We start from the raw sequence: 16,583 nt of genomic DNA on the forward strand, positions 1-16,583 counted from the left end.
TCCTAAAATTGTTAAAAATAAAAAAAATTGTTAACATATTACTATGATAGACAATGGAAAACAAAAAGCATTAGAAGCTGCTATGGCTCAAATTGAAAAAGCTTTTGGCAAAGGCAGCATTATGCGTTTTGGAGATAAAAAAATCGAAAAAATGGAAGCAATTTCTACTGGATCATTAACGTTAGATTGTGCCCTTGGAATTGGTGGATTTCCCGAAGGTAGAATTGTTGAAATTTCTGGAGAGGAAAGTTCTGGTAAAACAACGTTAGCTTTGCATGTTATTGCGGAGGCGCAAAAAAAAGGTGGAATTTGTGCTTTTGTAGATGCCGAACATGCTTTGGATATAAATTATGCTAAAAAAATAGGTGTAAAAGTTGAAGATTTACTTATTTCTCAACCAGATAGTGGTGAACAAGCGTTAGAAATTGTTGATAGTTTAGTTAGATCAGGGGTCATTAAATGTGTAGTGATTGATAGCGTTGCAGCCTTAGTTCCTAAAGCTGAGTTAGAAGGAGATATGGGTGCAAGCCATATGGGTCTTCAAGCTAGATTAATGAGTCAGGCACTTAGAAAGTTAACAGGATCTATCTCCAAAACAGGTTGTTTGGTTATTTTTATTAATCAAGTACGTCAAAAAATTGGTGTAATGTTTGGAGATCCAGAGACAACAACAGGTGGTGTTGCTTTAAAATTTTATGCATCTGTTAGAATCAAAGTTAAGCCTTTAACAATGATAAAAAAAGACGATAAAGTTATTGGCCGAGAAATTGCTTTGAGAATTATAAAAAACAAGTGTTTTGCCCCAGGAGCAGTGGCAAAAACAGTAATTATGTATGGCGTTGGTATTTCTAAGGTTGATGAGTTAGTCGACTATGCATTAAGTTTTGATATTATAAAAAAAGCAGGTTCTTGGTATTCAATTGGCGATGAAAAAATTGGTCAAGGTAGAGATGCTGCAATTTTATATATGAAAACAGCACCTCAATCTTTAATTGATAAAATAACAGATAAAGCAAAACAAAGTATTGGTCTTATGATCAATGAAGATTACTCTAAAAATGAATTGGAAGATCAAGAAGATGATGTAACCGGATTGTCTTCAGAAGAAGATATTGAGAAATAATTTATAGAATATACATTTATGTTTTTTTATTTTAATTAAGTTACAATTTTTTTTAGGAGAATTTTATGAATACAGAAATGAAGAAAAAAATTGAAGAATTAATTGCAGATGCTTTGGAATATGATGTTTTAACCGAAGATGAAGATTTAGGTGGAATAATGTTTGAAGATGAGCTAGTTGGTAAAAACAGTTCAGAATTATTAAATTTATTAATGGCAGATAGAGAGCTTTTATCTAAAATTGAAGAAGCATTACGTGAAGCAAAAGCAGATGAGGATGAAGAAGACGAAGAGAGTGAAGAAGATGAAGAAGGCGAGGATAACGAATAGAAGAAATTCAACATCTGGAACTTATGATGATTCAAAAATTTTAGAAAACGAAACTTTTAAATCTTGCAATGTTTTTTGCAATAGTTTATCCAATACTTTATCTAATCGTTGGTTTGATTTATTAAAGGAATCCTTACCTGATTCAAAAGGATTACCAGAAAACGAAATGAGAGTAGTCTCTAATAGATCGTTTGATGGATCTTTTTCCGAGTTGGAAGGAAAAATTAAAAATGTTTACTAAGAATATGATTCAGAAGAGAAGTTGGATAAGTCGCTTTCGGTTCTGCATCAGAATCAAGTCTTGAAAAAAGTTTCGCAGAAACAGAAGAGGTAAAAGCTTGTTTATTAAAATTGTTCGGCAGTTTTTTGAAAAAAAACAAAAAAAATGAAGTTTAAAATGTTTTTAGTGAAAACACAAAATCTAGATAAGGCTGTTTAGACGATGAGTTATTAATTTGTGAAGAGGAAGACGAAATAAAAATTCCCTTTTACTTTTTCATTTGATCTTAAACAACCAGATAATGAGGAGCAACAGGATCAGATTATAAGAGATTATAGATTGATTGTAAAAAACAAAATGAAAAATCGTGCAAATTTAGTAAAAGTCAGACAATTTTTGGAAAAAACGAAGTAATTGAACTATGAAAATATTGCAAAAATTAATAAAAAATGGTTTTTAATGGTTAAAATCAGTATGTTTTAAAGAAAAAGAGCTAAATTTTTCAGCAAAAGTTGTGTTTATTGGCAAAATCAACAAAAATTAGATTCCTTTAATCCCTTTTTGAATAGAAGATAAACAACTTATAGAACAGCTTGAAGCAAAAAGAAATATAATTAGTTTATAAAAAAATCTTTATTTTAAATGTTGTTCTAAATTATAAATTACTTTTTCTACAATTTCTATATGATTTTGACTTTTTTTATCAATTTTATCTTGCTCTAGCTGTTTTTTAAGATTGTCTATTTCTATTTTTAGGAACATTTTTCCTTTTCCTTTTTTTAGACAATTTTTTATAATTTGTGAGTTGTTTTTTTTAGTAGTTGAAGGTTTAGGAGCACATAAATAATTTAATGATAAAATAGCAATTATTATTTTTTTCATTTTTTACCTCTTATTGTTATTTTATAAAAAAAAAATTTATAAATTATTAATTTTGTTTGGATTTTTATATTGATATATAAGTGTAGCTATTATAACAATAGAAAACCCCAACAAGCAATAATCATATTTGGTCAAAACTCTTTTGGTTTTTTGTTGTGTTATTGCAGAAGTTTCAGCAATTTCATTTTTATGTAAAGAGACTAAGTATGGCCTTCCTTTTTGATCTTCATGACAAAAAAACGTTTGTTCTGTTTGTGTTGAGGCTATCATTTCTTTTTCGGTTTTTATTTTTATTTCTAAATATTTTTTTTCAAAAGTCTCCATTAACAAAAATGTTTCAAGTATATCCTTTTTGTTAAAATCAAGTTCTTCTATATATTCTTCACAAAAAGAAAGTATAATTTTAGCAAGAACTTGTTCAAATAACTCTTGTTCTGTTAATTTTTCTTTATCAAAAAAAACAGGATACCTAGATAAATTATTTAATTTTTCTATTAAGTTAAAATGAACTTGTTGTTCATTTTGAGTGTTTTTTGTAAATATTTGATTTTTTGAGTTATATAAATTTTGATACTGTTTTGAAACTTCTGATGTAAAAAAATTAACTTCCTTAACAGTCTCGTTAAGTTTTAAATTATGTACCTTTATAGTGTTATCATCGTTTTTATCTAGCAAACAATTGCTTCCAAAAGCATTAACTTGAGTACAAATAAGATCCATTAAATAAGGAAAAAATTTATTTTTTTGAAAAACATGTTTGATTATTTGTGTTTGTTCGTTAAACTCATCTTTTTTTTGCTTGTCTAAAAAATCTTCAACCAAAGATTCTTGTGTTAAGAAAAAAGAGGCTAAATAATTATGTATTAAAGGTTCTAATTTCTCAACTAAATTAAATTTTATAAATGAATTGTAAGTATCAGTTAAATTTAAGTTTTGGCTCTTCTTTTGATTTATTTTAAATAAATAAATAGCTCTTCTTAATGAGTGTAGCTCTGATAACCAATATTCTTTATTAGCAAAATCTGGAATGTTCAAAATAATTGTATTTATATATGGATAATTAAGAAAAGTTTTTTCATTTATTTGCGGTGATTTTGCTGTGTTTATAAAAGCTGTAATTCTTTTTCTTATACTTTCTTCAGTTGTTAAAGTTTTCTTTTTGTTTTCTAATTTTTGTTGAAGACAATCGGTTAAGCTTGAAATATTAAAAAAAATAAAAAACATTGTTTTTTTCATAAATTTAATATTTTCATATAGAAGTTAAATTTTTATTATTATTTATTTATTTATTTTGATGCTTGTTTTTAAAATTTCATATTTTGTTAGATGATCATTAAAACGTGATTCTTTTATAAGGGGTTGAAAAAATTCTGGTGAGCTTTTTAACAAAGTAATAAATCTATCAACGTGTTCAAAAATTTCTTTGCTTAATCTTTCAAACATATCCGGGCTTTTGAACTTGTTGGTTATATTTTTGTTTGGAAGTGTTAATCTCATTTCTGGCACAATGAAAAATTCATCTTTTTCGAAATTTAAAAAAGATGTGAAATCCTCTAAAAAGCGAATTAAATTCATGTAAAAGTCTTCTTTATAAGGATCTTTGTTCGTCAATATATTTAATCGTAAAACAATTAAAAGAGCATCTAAGGTTTTTATGAAATATACCCACTCTGTAAAGGTTTCTGGTGCTTTTAAGAATAGAGCGTTTCTGTATTTGGGATCAACAAAAATTTTTTTGAATAGAGCTTCTTTTGTTATAGGTTTACTATCAAGACCTGTTTTTTTGGCTATGGCTTTAGTATCAATACATGTTTTTTGTGTTGTAGTTTTGATAGAAGAAATACTAGTTTTTTTTGTGCCAGAATTAGTAGAAAATAAATGGTGATTTAGTAAAAAAAATAAAAAATGTTTCATTGTGAAATTATACTATTTATTAATGTAATTTAAAATATTTTAAAAGCATGAAGATTCTGGAACCAAAGGTTCATCAGAATTATTAAAATAATTTTCCAATAGCTCATCATTTGACGAGTTCATATTTACCTGTCTTTTATTTTTTTTATCACCAATAGTAACAGCTTGAATTAATATAAAGAAGTAAATTAAAGCAGAAGCGGCAGAAATCATGATTAAAATAGAGCTAACCTTTATAATAGATTTAGTTTCCTTGTTATTAAGCTCATTGTTTATTTTTTTTATAACAGGACAATAATCTTTTTCTAATTTTAGGCCAATATATTGAGCATAAGAAACATTATCTTTTATATTAAAATCTACGTTAGAAGAAAAAACGATATCTTTATATAGGTATTCATTTGTAATTGCTTTTTTAATTTTCAAAATTTTATTTTTCTTATCGGTATCATTTAATGTCAAAAAATTATTAACGAATAAAAGCTTTCTTATTTCAATTAATTGCATTAAAAAATTTATTTTTTTTGAATGCTCAGAAAAAATTTGATCTTCATCTAACTGTAAAAAAGAAAAGATGCTGTTTTGTTGATCAATTAAAAGTTGTTTTATGGCTAAAAACTGACTGTTTTGTTGATTTTTAAACAATTTGAAAAAAAAATGCTCTTTATTATCAAGATCTTCAAGGTTGGGCAAAGCTTTTTTGATAAACTGTTCATTATTTGTGGCTTGTATGCTAAAAAACAATAAAAAATGAACATAAAGTTTCATGAAGAAAATTGTATCAATAAATTTTAAATTTTATATTAAATTAAAGTAAATAAAGGAAAAGTTTTTTATAAATTTAAATATTTATATCGTTTGAAGGTGAAAAATCTTGATAGATAACATTATATATAGCAATTCCAGTTAACAAGACAAACAAAGCAAAAACAAAGCTTTTTTTTGTGTTTGATGGCCCATTTGAAGAGGTTGTTTCTTCTGAATGAAATTGTTCTCCTTTGCCTTGAGTATTGTGTTGAAATTTTTGAGCTTCATGAACTTTAGAAAAATCTGCCAAACTAGAGCGAGAGGATGATGCAGATGTTAAATCAATTGGAGCATTATAAAAAAAAATAAATAAAAAAAAAGATAAAAACAGAGGATTGAAAAATATTTTCATGAATTGAATCTAAACTAAAAAATTAAATAATCCATAAAATTAAAAAATAATTTTGATAAAAAAGTGGGCGCTATAGGATTCGAACCTATGACCCACTGATTAAGAGTCAGTTGCTCTACCAACTGAGCTAAGCGCCCTAATAAAAGCAATATCATAAAAAACTGAAAAAATCAAATATATAAAATTATAAAGAAATTATGATAAAAAAAAGATATAAATGAAAATACTTAATAGAAAAGCAAAATTCGAATATGAAATTTTAGAAAAATTTGAATTTGGCATAGTTTTATTATCAAGTGAAATAAAAGCAATAAGAGAAGGTAAATTAAGTTTTAATGATTCTTATTTGGGATATAAAATTCCGCATTTATGGATATATAATTTACACATAGGAAATTATAAAAATTTAGAGCATGAAAATAAAAGAGATAGAATAATTTTGTTAAAAAGAAAAGAACGAAATAAAATAATATCAAAAATTCAAAAAAAAGGTTTAACATTAGTGCCATTAGAATTATTTTTTAATAAAAGAGGATATGCAAAATTGTTGTGTGGATTAGGGCAAGGAAAAAAACTATACGATAAAAGACAAACAATAAAAGAAAGAGATCAAAAAAAAGAGAAAGAAAGTTTGTTAAAACAGATTTCTAAGTAAGAAACTCTCTTAAAATATATACAATAAAAAATAACCAATGAAAAAATTATTTCAAAATTTCAAAAATTTCACCATCACAATAAAAATATTTTTTTTGATGACAGGCCTTAGAAGCTTTTTGTTTTTTAGAGTAATAATAAAAAATTTTTTTCTTTAAAGAAAAAATTTGAGATAATTTAAATAAATAATTTTGAGCAACAAAGCATTCGTTTGAGTTATCTTTGTTCGACTCTAACCCAACATAAGCCCTCATGGTTTCTTCTAAAGAAGTACACTCTTTTGTCCAAGGACCATTTTCAGGGGAGATAGTAATTAAAAAAAATAAAAACATAAACTAATTATAAAGATATTAATAAATATAAAGGATATCAAGTTAATTTTATTTAAAAGTTCAAATAAATTAACAATAATGTTAAATAAATTATTATCCTAAATCCCAGCTTTGTTTTTCTTTATGGTGAATCTGCTTTGCACTATTGTAAAAAAATTCATAAATAATTTTTGTTAAAATATTTAATTTCTTGTTGTTTTTTTCTGAAGTTAAACTCATAATAACTTCAGATTCTGTTTTTTTCTTTGAATCAAAAAATTTTTGAGTGGGATTATATGAATTTCTTTTAGCGTATTTTAAAGCATCTAATAAACTATTTAAATCAAATTTTAGTGTTTTTAAATTTTCAGATGCTAAATTTATTTTTTGTGAATCATAATCTAAAGCGTTTAACATGTTAGTTATAAGTTTAAGTTTTGATAATAATTTTAATATATGCTTATAGTCTTTTTTCGTTAATATTTTTTTAGTCTGATAATTTGTATTAAAATTTTTTAAGAACTTAATAATAATAGATTTTTGTAAGTTTAAAAGTTTAATAGCGTTATCTCTATCTTCAACAGACATGATTTTGACAATGCTTGGAATTCTATAATTTGAAGAATACCAATCATGTATAGATAAAGAGTATTTAAAAGAAGGATCTTTTGAATAATTTTTAAACATTAAAACATTCATTAAAGAGATAAGGCCAACATTGGTAAGAGGTGAGGAATATCTCTTAAAAAAATTTGAAAAACCGGGGTTTTTTAGGTTGTGATTTTTTTCAGCACTAGAAACAGACAATAAAAACATCCCAGAAAAAGCATCGTTCAACGCTAAATATAAACCATTAATTGCATTAGCGGTGTTTGGCAAAACGCAATCAATTTGTATGTTTTCAATGTTTGAATTTATTGTTTCTTGAATTTTCATTAAAAAATTTAAGAAATTTTCATTATCTAAATCTCTAATGTTATTTATTCCCTGAATTAAGGAAGCAACTGATGTAATTTTTTTATTGGCATAATCAACAATAGAAGAAATTTTGTAAAATTTAAATTCTATCAAATGATTATTTGTTTGAAGATATGCGAACCAAATGTTTCTAATTTTTTCTTCTAAAGTGGCTTTTTCTTTATCGTTTGTTGTTTTTTGAAGTAGATCGTTAAAAAAAAGTATTTCATAAAAGATAAATAATTGTTCTAATTCTTTGTCAAAAGCATCAAAAAAAGATTCAATTTGTATCAGTAAATTTTCTACCAAATTAACAAAAATATCGTGATTAACGTCTTTTGATGAGTTTTTTAAATAATTGATTAAAAACTCCTTTGTGTTTTTATTCTTTTCTTTTAGTATTTGTTCGGAGTGTGACATAAAGTTTTTAAAAAGTTGTTCTTTATTTTTTAAAAAATCACAAGTTGTTTGATTAGAAGCTCTATGTAGAGATAAGCCTTGAAAATAGGTATTTATATCATTATTATTTTCAAATAACTTATTTAAATTTACTATTTGTATAAAATCATTAAAAAAAATTTGTTCGTTTGAACCTAGGGGAGAAGCTTCAGTTGTTTGGTTGTTAGTTTTTTCAGGTAATGAAGAATAATTATTTAATTTTTTCTTCCGCTCTGAGTTTAAGCTTTTTGAATTTATATATGTGCGTTTTAAAACTTGATTAGTTTTTGTTTTCTTTTTAAACCTTTTATGAAGTTTACTTGTTTTTATGCGTTCTTCTTGAGGCGTATTGTCATAATTAGCGCTTAAATTTTGATTTTGTTGAACATGAGAATTAGCCCGTTGTTTTTTTGTGGTGACTTTTAAGTTAGTGTTTGGGGGTTGTATTACGAAAGGACGGTCCGGTTGTTGCTGCAATTCAGCAGATAAAAGCTTTTCACCCATTAAAAGACTAGATAAAAAGATTGTTTGAAGTTTTTTCATTTTTTGTTTCTCCTGTTATCTATTTTACAATGCCGATATGTAAAATTTGTTAAGTGGCAAAAAAACAAGGAGAAAAATTTGTAAAACTGATTTATTTAAGCCCCATAACGCCTTTTTTGTCGTCTTTTTTAACTTCATGAACTCGATTTAACTAAAAAAACATGATAAAACTGAAAGTATATAATGCACAGGCCAAAAAAATTTTCGGAAGTAATAGGGCAAGAGATTCCAATTCAATTAATAAAAAATGGTTTAAAGAATAAGCTTTTGCCAAGGGCAATTATTTTTTATGGATCATCAGGAGTAGGCAAAACTACGCTAGCAAGGTTGATAGCAGCAACATCTTTTTGTTTATCAAAAGAAGAAAATGGTGATGTTTGTGGTGAATGTGCAATGTGTAAAGGAGTGCAAAACGGAAGCATTCCAGATCTTTTAGAGTTTGATGCAGCAAGCCACACAAGCGTGGAAGATATTAGGGAAATTTTAGATTTATGTAATTATGTTCCACAATCAGGAAAAGAAAAGATCTTCATTATAGACGAAGCTCATATGCTTTCAAGAAACGCAATAGCAGCATTATTGAAAACGTTAGAAGAAACAAAAGAGGGAATAAGGTTTATATTAGCAACAACAGAAATAGATAAAATATCAAGCGCAATAAAGTCGCGATGTTTTTGTGTGCCATTGCAAGATCTTGATAAAGAAAATGTATGCGAATGTTTAAAATCAAGCGCAGAAGCAGATGAAATAACTATTGACGAAGAAAGTATAGAACTAATATCAAAAGTGAGCTATGGCTCAATGAGAGAAGCTTTAAGTGTTTTTTACAGAGCTGCAATGTTAGATAAAAAAATAACCAAAAATAGTTTAATGAAAATTTTATCATATACAGACGAACAGATTATAGAAAAAATAGCTAATTTAATTTTGGCTGGAGACTATAAAAACCTTTATGAAGTCTTAATGAAATCATTTTATGAAGACAAGACAGTAGCTATTTCAATTATAAGACAACTTTTAGATTTTTTTAAAAAAAACTATGAAAATTCTAATCAAAAAGAAAAAATAGTGAAGGTTTTGATAAGTTTAAATAAATTACACTTAGAAACAATGAAAACATCGATGTATAATGAGGTAGCCTTAATTACATTGTGTGAAATTGCACAAGCCTTCAATTAACCTTGTTGACAAACCTGTTTTTTAAATATAAATATAAATTACGAGAATGTTCAAATTATTAAATTTTGTTTTATTTTGTTCGTTTATTAAAATGGCAAGCCCAGTTGGTCTCCAATCGTTTAATGAAGGAAGGAAAAATTTCTCGGCCCAGCCTAACCCAACTCAACTTTCATCAAAACAGTCTGATTTGACACAGCCTGCAGATCCAATACAAGCTCATACTCCTAACTTGCTTCAACCAATCTCTATTCAATATCAAGGGTGCCAAGATTCCTTAGTTCAACCTAACCAGAGCCGATTTTTCTTAGCACAGCTTGAGTGGGGACAACTTTACTCTGCCCAGTCTGAATCGGTCCAGTCTAACCCAAGTCAACTTTCATTAACGCAGTCTGATTTGATACAGAATGCAGATCCAAGACAAGCTTTTTCTTATACTCCTAACTTGCTTCAATCAACCTCTACTCAATATCAAGGGTGCCAAGATTTCTTAGTTAAACCTAATTGGAGACAATCTTTCTTAAAACATCTTGATTTGTCACAGCCTTATTCCGTGCCGCTTTACTGGGAACAGCATTATTCCGTCGAGACTGAATCGGCTCAGTCTAAACCAATTAAACTTTCATCAACGCAGCCTGAATTATCACAGACTTTGCCGGTTAATTATTTAGATCCTTGTTTAGAAGGAGATCAAAGGATATTGCTGGAACAAAAGTTGTTTTTTTATGAAGAACAAAAGAAACTCTTACTAGCTAGAATTCAACCGTTATGCGATCTATCTTATAAATACTATAAAGTTATAACAATTTTTAATGCAAACTCTTTTGGAGATAAAGGAAATAGTTTGTTTGTTGAGGAGTCACAAAAATTTAAACAAGTTTATGATAAAATTTTTCATGATGCACAGATAGAACATTCTAAGATTAGCAGTCTTATGACGCAGTTACTCCGTCAGATTAGAGAGAAACAGTACTTTATTCAAAAAACGAAGCAATTTCTGATTAACATACAAAAAAACGATTTAAACAATCAAAAGAAAACAGACAAGAAATCATTTGTTTAAAAAAACATGTTTTTATTTTATAATTCAACTAATGTTAAAGGTTTCAAAAAATTTTTTAGAAAGATTTTTATCAAGTGTTTTTATAATGATTTTTATAATAATTTTTAATAAAAAAATGCAATTTTTAATGCTTTTTTTATCATTTTTAATGCTTTTTGAAGTGTTTTTTGCAATAAAATTAGCTAAAATTTCACGTTTAAAAAAAGTAGTTTTTATTACAATTAGTGTTTTTATTATTTTAACGTTTGCTTTTTTTGTGTCAAAAGGTTTTTTTTTACTAAGATTCATTCTTTCTACTTTTGTTGTAGATACAAGTTCCTACATAGGTGGGAATCTTATAAAAAGCAAAAAAATATTTAAAATAAGCCCTAATAAAACGATTGCTGGATATATTTTCGGCATAATTTGTGGTTCAATTGCCTACTATAACTTAATAGAAGTTAACTGTTTTATATCAATTATGCTAACATTTTCAGCTATATTAGGTGATTTATTAGTTTCATATTTAAAAAGAGAGTTAAGCATTAAAGATTTTTCTAAAATAATTCCAGGACATGGTGGTTTATTCGATAGATTTGATAGTTTGTGTCTTTCATATATTTTTTATAACATCTTGTTATAATGTTCAAGAAATATTTATTAATATTTTTCATGATAATATATCAAAACAACGCAAATTTCGTTTGTTTTTTAAAACAATCTAGGTTTAATAATAGAGTTAAAGCTAAATTAATAAGAATATATCATTGGTCGAAATTGCAAAAAAAAGATTTAAAAATAAAGAAAACAAAGCTTTTATTATATCCATTTGGAGGTGGAGATCTTCTTTACCCATTAATTTTTTTTCCTGATATTCATGAATTTATTATAATTGGCTTAGAGCCAGCTGGTAAAATAGTAAAAACAAATGATTCTCATGGGTATATTTCTTTGAATTTAAGGGTTTTATATGAAATGGGATATTTCGGAACTAAGCAAATGGAACTTGTTTTTAACGAAGGAATGATTTCTTTAATGAACCAACAATTAATAGCTTTAAAAGCAACCAATATAAATATAAAGTTTTTTGAAAAAGGATTTACGATTTATTTTAAATTGAATAAAAAAAACAAAAAAGTTACATATTATTCAATGAATTTATCTGATAATAATGAAGAACGTTGGAGTGAAATTTTATCTGTTCATAAGAATTTCACTGTATTTCTAAAGGGGGTTTCATATATTTTGCAACAAAAAAACTTTAATAAAATTAGAGATTTTTTAATTAGCAGATCCAACGTTATTTTGCAGGATGATACGGGATTTAGTTATGATTTTTTAAATCGTCATCAATTTAAAATTTATTTATTTGGAAATTATTTTGAGCCACTTGAAAGCGAAGATAATTTTCATGTATATTTTCAAGAAAATTTAATGCTTGCCTATTTAAATAATGAAAACATTAATCTTTTTGATATAAGTTATAATGAAGAAAATTGGCTTTTTGCATTAAAAAAATAGCGCTTTTTTTTATAATTTTGTATACTTTTTGTGATGCAAAATATTAGAGTTTTTTGTGATGGAGCGTGTTCTGGAAATCCTGGAAGAGGTGCTTGGGGATATATTGTTATTGATCAACTAGGTAGGCAGCTCTTCTCTGGTTCTGGTTTTGAAAGGTTTACCACAAATAATAAAATGGAGCTAACCGCTGTCATCGAGGCTTTAACATTATTAAATGATATAGAAGTAGTACTTGATAGTAAATACGTTATGGATGGCATAACATCTTGGATTCATGGATGGAAAAAAAACAATTGGAAAACAAAAAGTGGATTGGTGAAAAATTTAGATTTATGGAAAAAATTAGATAGTTTAGTTTTAGAAAAAAAAATAAAATGGCAGTGGCAAAAAGGGCACAATAATTCTTTGCATGATTATGTTGATAAATTAGCTAGAGAAAGTATACTTGCTTAAATTTTGTTGTTTAAATTAAAAATGTTTTTGTGGGTAAATTTGTTGATTAAAACACTTTTAACTGGACCTTATAACTAGATTTTTTTCAAAACTTGAATTTTTAATAAAATTAAATTACCATCATTATATGAAAAATTTAAAATTATTTATGTCTTTGACTTTTTTAAGCTCTTTGTTTGTTTTTTCGGCTCATAATAAAGCAAAAAAAGAATCTTCTAATGGTGAAAAAATATCAATACCAACACAAAAGGCTTTTGTTCGTTTAGAAAGCGCATTTGCAAGGAGCGTTGGATATTTAAAAATCAAGTCTCTTATCGAATCAGAAAGAAGAAAGTTAGAAGATTTGAGGCCACAGATTACAGCTAAATATCAGGCAATCGTTTCAGACACACAAAAAACCAATGAAGAAAAACAAGTTGCATTTCAAGAATTGGAAAAAGAGGTGAGAGATAAAATTTCAAAGGCTCAAGAATTAGAACAGAAATTTCATTATGTTGTTTCAGATTATATTAAAAAATTTTTATATAAGAATATAAATAAATATACTGAAATTTTGGCTATTGATAAAAATAATTTTTTACATCTTTACAATGATGATTATTTAAATATCGCTTATGTTGATTTAACCAATGACTTTTTATCTGGTTTGGAGCAAGAATTGAAAAAATTTGGAACAAATTAATTTGATTAATAATTAATCATATATTTTAATTTAGTAATAACATTTTGGTTTTGCTTAATTTTTTTATTCCATTTTTTCTTTTGCGTTAATTCCTAAACAATAAAAACATTCTTTAGCTATTTTTAAAAATGATTTTATAATTTTTATTCTTGTTTCAGTTTCTATTGGATTTTTTTCAAGGATAATTCTATCGTTTTCATCTATTTTTCCAATTTGCCATAGTTTGTGCATTTTTTCGCATAATTTTTTTGTATAATTGGCGAGTTTGTGTGGGGCTAAATCTTTTGTTGAATCTCTTAATACAGAATCAAACGAGGACATTGTTATAATAAAATCTTGAACTTCTTTTTTTTCAAAAAAAACACTTTTTTCATTTATAGTTTCTGTTTTTAAATTTTCAGCTTTTCTTAAAATGGAGCAACCTCTTGCAAAAGCATATTGGCAATAAAAAACAGGGTTTTTCAACGTTACATTTACAGCGCTTTCATAGTTGAATACAAATTGTGTATCTGCAGATTTTTCTAATATCATGAATCTTAATATATCTGGTGAAATTTCTTTTATGAAATCTTGTATTCTAATTGAATTGCCCATTCTTTTTGAAAACTTCACTAACGATCCATCATGCTCAAACGAAACCATTTGGCAAATTGGCGTATAGTGCTTTATTTTATTATCTAATAATTTTGTTGCGATTTTTATTCTGTTTGCATAACTATCATGATCTGCTCCTAATGTGCACACTAAAAATGAAAATCCTCTTTCTATTTTATAAAAATGATATCCTATGTCTGGAGCAAAATACGTCCAAGATCCATCTGATTTTGTTAAGGGTCTATCTTGATCATCTCCTAGTAATGTTGTTTTTAATAATGTTAATGCATTTTTTGAAATTTTGCCTTTTGAAACCTTTTTCTCTTCTCTTGTGTTATTTTCTATATAGCCTTTTTCTTCTAATATTTTTAAAGCTTTCTCAATATATTTTTCTTTGATAATTGTGCTTTCATAAATCCAAATATCATGATTTATATTTATATTTTTTAAATCGTTTTTTATTTCATTTACAAAAAAATTTACTGCAATTTTTTTTATTTCATCTATTGTTGCATCTTTTTTTAAGGTTTGGGCTACATCTTGCATTTCTGAGCCTTTGTATCCATTTTCAGGAAATTTATAATGAATATTCTTTAATTCACATAATCTTGCATAGATAGACTCTGCCATTAAGTTGATTTGATTTCCTCCATCATTTACATAATATTCTTTAGTCACATCATAATTTGTTTTTTCTAAAATTCTAGCAATTGAATCACCTAGAATCGCGTTTCTAGCGTGTCCAATATGTAAATATCCAGTTGGGTTAACAGAACAAAATTCAACGTTTGTTTTTTCTCTTTTTCCTATATTTGGTAGAATTTCTTCGTTTAGAATTTGATCATTTTTTTTTTGAAAATATTCACCTTTTAAGGTTAAATTTAGGTATCCTTTTATTACTTCTACTTTTTCTATCAATTTATTTTTTAATAAACATTCTTTTAATTTTTCTTTTTCTTCATTTGAAAATTTGTTTTCGAAAAGTAAATTTGAGCAATAATGGCCAGATATATTACTGTTTATAGGCAATATATTAATTTTTTCAAAATTTGAATCAAAATTTTTTATTTGAAGTAAAGCTGAATGAACTATTTCTTTTATATCTGAATAAAACAATTTTTTCTCCCGTTTTTTTATGATATCACATAAAAAACAATTAAGTTATTATGGTAATTTATTATATGATTTTTGTAATTTTCCACCAAATAAAACCAGAAATAAGCCATAAAACAAAAATGAATGAGGAAAATAGTAATCCATATTTGTTAAATTCTTTTGAGTCACAGTTAAATGTTTTTGTGATTAAAATTACTTCGCTAGCTGAATAAGTTGTTAATCCAGCAAACAGGTTGCTAACATATGATAATAATAATGCGCTAAAAAATGGATCATAGTTATATTTTATACATAAATCAAAGCTTATTAAAAACAATGCGCTAGCATGAACTGTGGAACTGGCAAAAAAATATTGAGAATACCCGTAAAAAATTAAAATAAATAAAATTTCATAATTAGCTGGTATATTATTTAATAAACTTGCGAACAGCGTTGTTAAAAAGGCGAAAGAATCGTATTGCGTAATTAAAGAGCTAAGCATTAAAAGATTAGACATCCAAAAAAACAGGCTCCAGGCTTCTTTATGGCTTAAAACATCTTCTTCAAAGTTTAATATATCTAAAAACAAAAAAACGAATAAAGATGCTAATAAAACACCTAGAAAGGGGATTTTTAATATAGGTGCTATAAACCAAAATGGAAATATTGATATAAAAATCGTTAAAATTAAAAAATCATTAAAAGAAAAAGAATCGAAGGCAATCATTTCTTCTTCGATTTTTTTATTTATTTTTTTTAAATTTTTAGTTTTAGGATCCATTATATGGTGAATTAAGAACGTTGTTGCAATTAAGCAAACAATGCCGGGGAATAATCCATTTAACATCCAATTTTGTGCTGATATATATACGTTAAGTGTTTTTGTAATTTCTTGAATATAAAAATTTCCAGAACTAGCGGTGAAAAACATTGCAGATGCAATTGTGTTACTATAAACAATCACTTTTATAATTGTATCTTTTAATTTTTGGTCTTGTTTAGAGAGTATATCAAAAATTGAAGCAACTATAGGAATGAAAATTCCTCCAATTCTGGCTGTGCTAGTTGGTAAAACCAAAGCAAAAACCACTGTTAAAAAGCAAAAACCAAAACTTAGTGATAAAGTTGATGTGCCAAAAAAATACATAATATATATTGAAACCTTGCGCGCTAATCCAGACTTTATTAATGCTTGAGATAAAAACAAAAAACACATAATTTGCCATATTATCGGTTGGCAAAAAGCCTTTAAAAGACTTTTTGTTGAAAAAACTTTTAATAAAAGACCAACCGTCATAGATAACATAGTCATTGAGCCTGAATCAAAAAAATTAAAAATAAAATTTGAAATTGTAAACAAGAACAAAACCGTTATTTTATATTTATGAATTGTTACAAATGAGGTGGACGATATTAAAGTAAAAATGAAAAGAATTTGATAAATTTTATTTGTATCTAGTTTTTTTAAAAAGTTCATTAGTCAAATCTTA

Annotated in this window: 19 protein-coding genes and 1 tRNA gene; 10 read left to right on the top strand and 10 right to left on the bottom strand. The window is 26.2% G+C overall.

Features of this window, described 5'->3' with window-relative positions; translation table 11 throughout:
* The first annotated feature begins 43 nt into the window (after window positions 1-43).
* From recA to AAHM83_RS01990, 3 genes are all read left to right on the top strand, one after another.
* The gene (recA, locus tag AAHM83_RS01980; RefSeq protein ID WP_342261823.1) at window positions 44-1,123 is read left to right on the top strand and encodes a recombinase RecA; all 1,080 of its coding nucleotides are present in this window, start codon (window positions 44-46) and stop codon (window positions 1,121-1,123) included.
* A 65-nt stretch (window positions 1,124-1,188) separates the two neighbouring features.
* Entirely contained in the window at window positions 1,189-1,452 is a 264-nt protein-coding gene (locus tag AAHM83_RS01985; protein ID WP_342261824.1) for a hypothetical protein, read from the top strand.
* The gene (locus AAHM83_RS01990; RefSeq protein ID WP_342261825.1) at window positions 1,427-1,693 is read left to right on the top strand and encodes a hypothetical protein; all 267 of its coding nucleotides are present in this window, start codon (window positions 1,427-1,429) and stop codon (window positions 1,691-1,693) included. The genes AAHM83_RS01985 and AAHM83_RS01990 overlap by 26 nt, the downstream gene beginning before the upstream one ends.
* A 612-nt stretch (window positions 1,694-2,305) precedes the next feature.
* Here the strand turns inward: AAHM83_RS01990 and AAHM83_RS01995 are convergent.
* The 6 genes from AAHM83_RS01995 to AAHM83_RS02020 all read right to left on the bottom strand — a co-directional run bounded on the left by AAHM83_RS01995 (window position 2,306) and on the right by AAHM83_RS02020 (window position 5,764).
* The gene (locus AAHM83_RS01995; protein ID WP_342261826.1) at window positions 2,306-2,554 is read right to left on the bottom strand and encodes a hypothetical protein; all 249 of its coding nucleotides are present in this window, start codon (window positions 2,552-2,554) and stop codon (window positions 2,306-2,308) included.
* A gap of 36 nt (window positions 2,555-2,590) precedes the next feature.
* Window positions 2,591-3,790, bottom strand: a complete 1,200-nt coding sequence (locus AAHM83_RS02000) for a hypothetical protein (protein WP_342261827.1) — start codon at window positions 3,788-3,790, stop codon at window positions 2,591-2,593.
* 42 nt (window positions 3,791-3,832) lie between these two features.
* Window positions 3,833-4,468, bottom strand: coding sequence for a hypothetical protein (locus tag AAHM83_RS02005; protein WP_342261828.1), 636 nt, complete (start codon window positions 4,466-4,468; stop codon window positions 3,833-3,835).
* Between the two features lie 39 nt (window positions 4,469-4,507).
* Window positions 4,508-5,236 carry a hypothetical protein gene (locus AAHM83_RS02010; protein WP_342261829.1) on the bottom strand — a complete coding sequence of 243 codons (729 nt, stop codon included), beginning with the start codon at window positions 5,234-5,236 and terminating at the stop codon, window positions 4,508-4,510.
* A gap of 73 nt (window positions 5,237-5,309) precedes the next feature.
* Window positions 5,310-5,627 (bottom strand): hypothetical protein, encoded by a 318-nt coding sequence (locus tag AAHM83_RS02015; protein WP_342261830.1) that lies wholly within the window; start codon window positions 5,625-5,627, stop codon window positions 5,310-5,312.
* Between the two features lie 64 nt (window positions 5,628-5,691).
* Window positions 5,692-5,764 (bottom strand) — tRNA-Lys (locus AAHM83_RS02020).
* Between the two features lie 80 nt (window positions 5,765-5,844).
* On the opposite strand from AAHM83_RS02020, the gene smpB reads away from it, so the two are divergent.
* On the top strand, window positions 5,845-6,282 hold the full coding sequence (smpB, locus tag AAHM83_RS02025) for an SsrA-binding protein SmpB (RefSeq protein WP_342261831.1): 438 nt from the start codon (window positions 5,845-5,847) through the stop codon (window positions 6,280-6,282).
* A gap of 46 nt (window positions 6,283-6,328) precedes the next feature.
* Here the strand turns inward: smpB and AAHM83_RS02030 are convergent, their stop codons facing one another.
* Both AAHM83_RS02030 and AAHM83_RS02035 read right to left on the bottom strand, forming a co-directional pair.
* A complete protein-coding gene (locus AAHM83_RS02030) occupies window positions 6,329-6,613 on the bottom strand; it encodes a hypothetical protein (protein WP_342261832.1) in 285 nt (94 codons plus the stop codon).
* Window positions 6,614-6,706: 93 nt separating this feature from the next.
* Window positions 6,707-8,530 (bottom strand): hypothetical protein, encoded by a 1,824-nt coding sequence (locus tag AAHM83_RS02035; RefSeq protein WP_342261833.1) that lies wholly within the window; start codon window positions 8,528-8,530, stop codon window positions 6,707-6,709.
* Window positions 8,531-8,713: 183 nt separating this feature from the next.
* On the opposite strand from AAHM83_RS02035, the gene dnaX reads away from it, so the two are divergent.
* From dnaX to AAHM83_RS02065, 6 genes are all read left to right on the top strand, one after another.
* On the top strand, window positions 8,714-9,709 hold the full coding sequence (gene dnaX / locus AAHM83_RS02040) for a DNA polymerase III subunit gamma/tau (RefSeq protein ID WP_342261834.1): 996 nt from the start codon (window positions 8,714-8,716) through the stop codon (window positions 9,707-9,709).
* Between the two features lie 46 nt (window positions 9,710-9,755).
* Complete coding sequence (locus AAHM83_RS02045) at window positions 9,756-10,769, top strand: hypothetical protein (RefSeq protein ID WP_342261835.1); 1,014 nt, start codon at window positions 9,756-9,758, stop codon at window positions 10,767-10,769.
* 31 nt (window positions 10,770-10,800) lie between these two features.
* On the top strand, window positions 10,801-11,391 hold the full coding sequence (locus tag AAHM83_RS02050) for a phosphatidate cytidylyltransferase (protein ID WP_342261836.1): 591 nt from the start codon (window positions 10,801-10,803) through the stop codon (window positions 11,389-11,391).
* A complete protein-coding gene (locus tag AAHM83_RS02055) occupies window positions 11,391-12,269 on the top strand; it encodes a hypothetical protein (protein ID WP_342261837.1) in 879 nt (292 codons plus the stop codon). Before AAHM83_RS02050 ends, AAHM83_RS02055 begins: the two co-directional genes overlap by 1 nt.
* A gap of 33 nt (window positions 12,270-12,302) precedes the next feature.
* Complete coding sequence (locus tag AAHM83_RS02060) at window positions 12,303-12,722, top strand: ribonuclease H (protein ID WP_342261838.1); 420 nt, start codon at window positions 12,303-12,305, stop codon at window positions 12,720-12,722.
* 127 nt (window positions 12,723-12,849) lie between these two features.
* The gene (locus AAHM83_RS02065) at window positions 12,850-13,404 is read left to right on the top strand and encodes a hypothetical protein (RefSeq protein WP_342261839.1); all 555 of its coding nucleotides are present in this window, start codon (window positions 12,850-12,852) and stop codon (window positions 13,402-13,404) included.
* A 63-nt stretch (window positions 13,405-13,467) separates the two neighbouring features.
* Here AAHM83_RS02065 and argS read toward each other — a convergent pair whose 3' ends face one another.
* Both argS and AAHM83_RS02075 read right to left on the bottom strand, forming a co-directional pair.
* Window positions 13,468-15,114 carry an arginine--tRNA ligase gene (gene argS / locus AAHM83_RS02070; RefSeq protein WP_342261840.1) on the bottom strand — a complete coding sequence of 549 codons (1,647 nt, stop codon included), beginning with the start codon at window positions 15,112-15,114 and terminating at the stop codon, window positions 13,468-13,470.
* Window positions 15,115-15,175: 61 nt separating this feature from the next.
* A complete protein-coding gene (locus tag AAHM83_RS02075) occupies window positions 15,176-16,570 on the bottom strand; it encodes an anion permease (RefSeq protein WP_342261841.1) in 1,395 nt (464 codons plus the stop codon).
* Between the last annotated feature and the right edge of the window lie 13 nt (window positions 16,571-16,583).

Source organism: Alphaproteobacteria bacterium endosymbiont of Tiliacea citrago (assembly GCF_964031065.1).
Classification (GTDB): Bacteria; Pseudomonadota; Alphaproteobacteria; order CAJXXZ01; family DAHXLG01.

Excerpts from the sequence above, each read along its gene's own strand:
- recA (WP_342261823.1), top strand. The coding sequence starts at position 44 with ATGATAGACAATGGAAAACAAAAAGCATTAGAAGCTGCTATGGCTCAA.
- AAHM83_RS01985 (WP_342261824.1), top strand. The coding sequence starts at position 1,189 with ATGAATACAGAAATGAAGAAAAAAATTGAAGAATTAATTGCAGATGCT.
- AAHM83_RS01990 (WP_342261825.1), top strand. The coding sequence starts at position 1,427 with ATGAAGAAGGCGAGGATAACGAATAGAAGAAATTCAACATCTGGAACT.
- AAHM83_RS01995 (WP_342261826.1), bottom strand. The coding sequence starts at position 2,554 with ATGAAAAAAATAATAATTGCTATTTTATCATTAAATTATTTATGTGCT.
- AAHM83_RS02000 (WP_342261827.1), bottom strand. The coding sequence starts at position 3,790 with ATGAAAAAAACAATGTTTTTTATTTTTTTTAATATTTCAAGCTTAACC.
- AAHM83_RS02005 (WP_342261828.1), bottom strand. The coding sequence starts at position 4,468 with ATGAAACATTTTTTATTTTTTTTACTAAATCACCATTTATTTTCTACT.
- AAHM83_RS02010 (WP_342261829.1), bottom strand. The coding sequence starts at position 5,236 with ATGAAACTTTATGTTCATTTTTTATTGTTTTTTAGCATACAAGCCACA.
- AAHM83_RS02015 (WP_342261830.1), bottom strand. The coding sequence starts at position 5,627 with ATGAAAATATTTTTCAATCCTCTGTTTTTATCTTTTTTTTTATTTATT.
- smpB (WP_342261831.1), top strand. The coding sequence starts at position 5,845 with ATGAAAATACTTAATAGAAAAGCAAAATTCGAATATGAAATTTTAGAA.
- AAHM83_RS02030 (WP_342261832.1), bottom strand. The coding sequence starts at position 6,613 with ATGTTTTTATTTTTTTTAATTACTATCTCCCCTGAAAATGGTCCTTGG.
- AAHM83_RS02035 (WP_342261833.1), bottom strand. The coding sequence starts at position 8,530 with ATGAAAAAACTTCAAACAATCTTTTTATCTAGTCTTTTAATGGGTGAA.
- dnaX (WP_342261834.1), top strand. The coding sequence starts at position 8,714 with ATGCACAGGCCAAAAAAATTTTCGGAAGTAATAGGGCAAGAGATTCCA.
- AAHM83_RS02045 (WP_342261835.1), top strand. The coding sequence starts at position 9,756 with ATGTTCAAATTATTAAATTTTGTTTTATTTTGTTCGTTTATTAAAATG.
- AAHM83_RS02050 (WP_342261836.1), top strand. The coding sequence starts at position 10,801 with ATGTTAAAGGTTTCAAAAAATTTTTTAGAAAGATTTTTATCAAGTGTT.
- AAHM83_RS02055 (WP_342261837.1), top strand. The coding sequence starts at position 11,391 with ATGTTCAAGAAATATTTATTAATATTTTTCATGATAATATATCAAAAC.
- AAHM83_RS02060 (WP_342261838.1), top strand. The coding sequence starts at position 12,303 with ATGCAAAATATTAGAGTTTTTTGTGATGGAGCGTGTTCTGGAAATCCT.
- AAHM83_RS02065 (WP_342261839.1), top strand. The coding sequence starts at position 12,850 with ATGAAAAATTTAAAATTATTTATGTCTTTGACTTTTTTAAGCTCTTTG.
- AAHM83_RS02075 (WP_342261841.1), bottom strand. The coding sequence starts at position 16,570 with ATGAACTTTTTAAAAAAACTAGATACAAATAAAATTTATCAAATTCTT.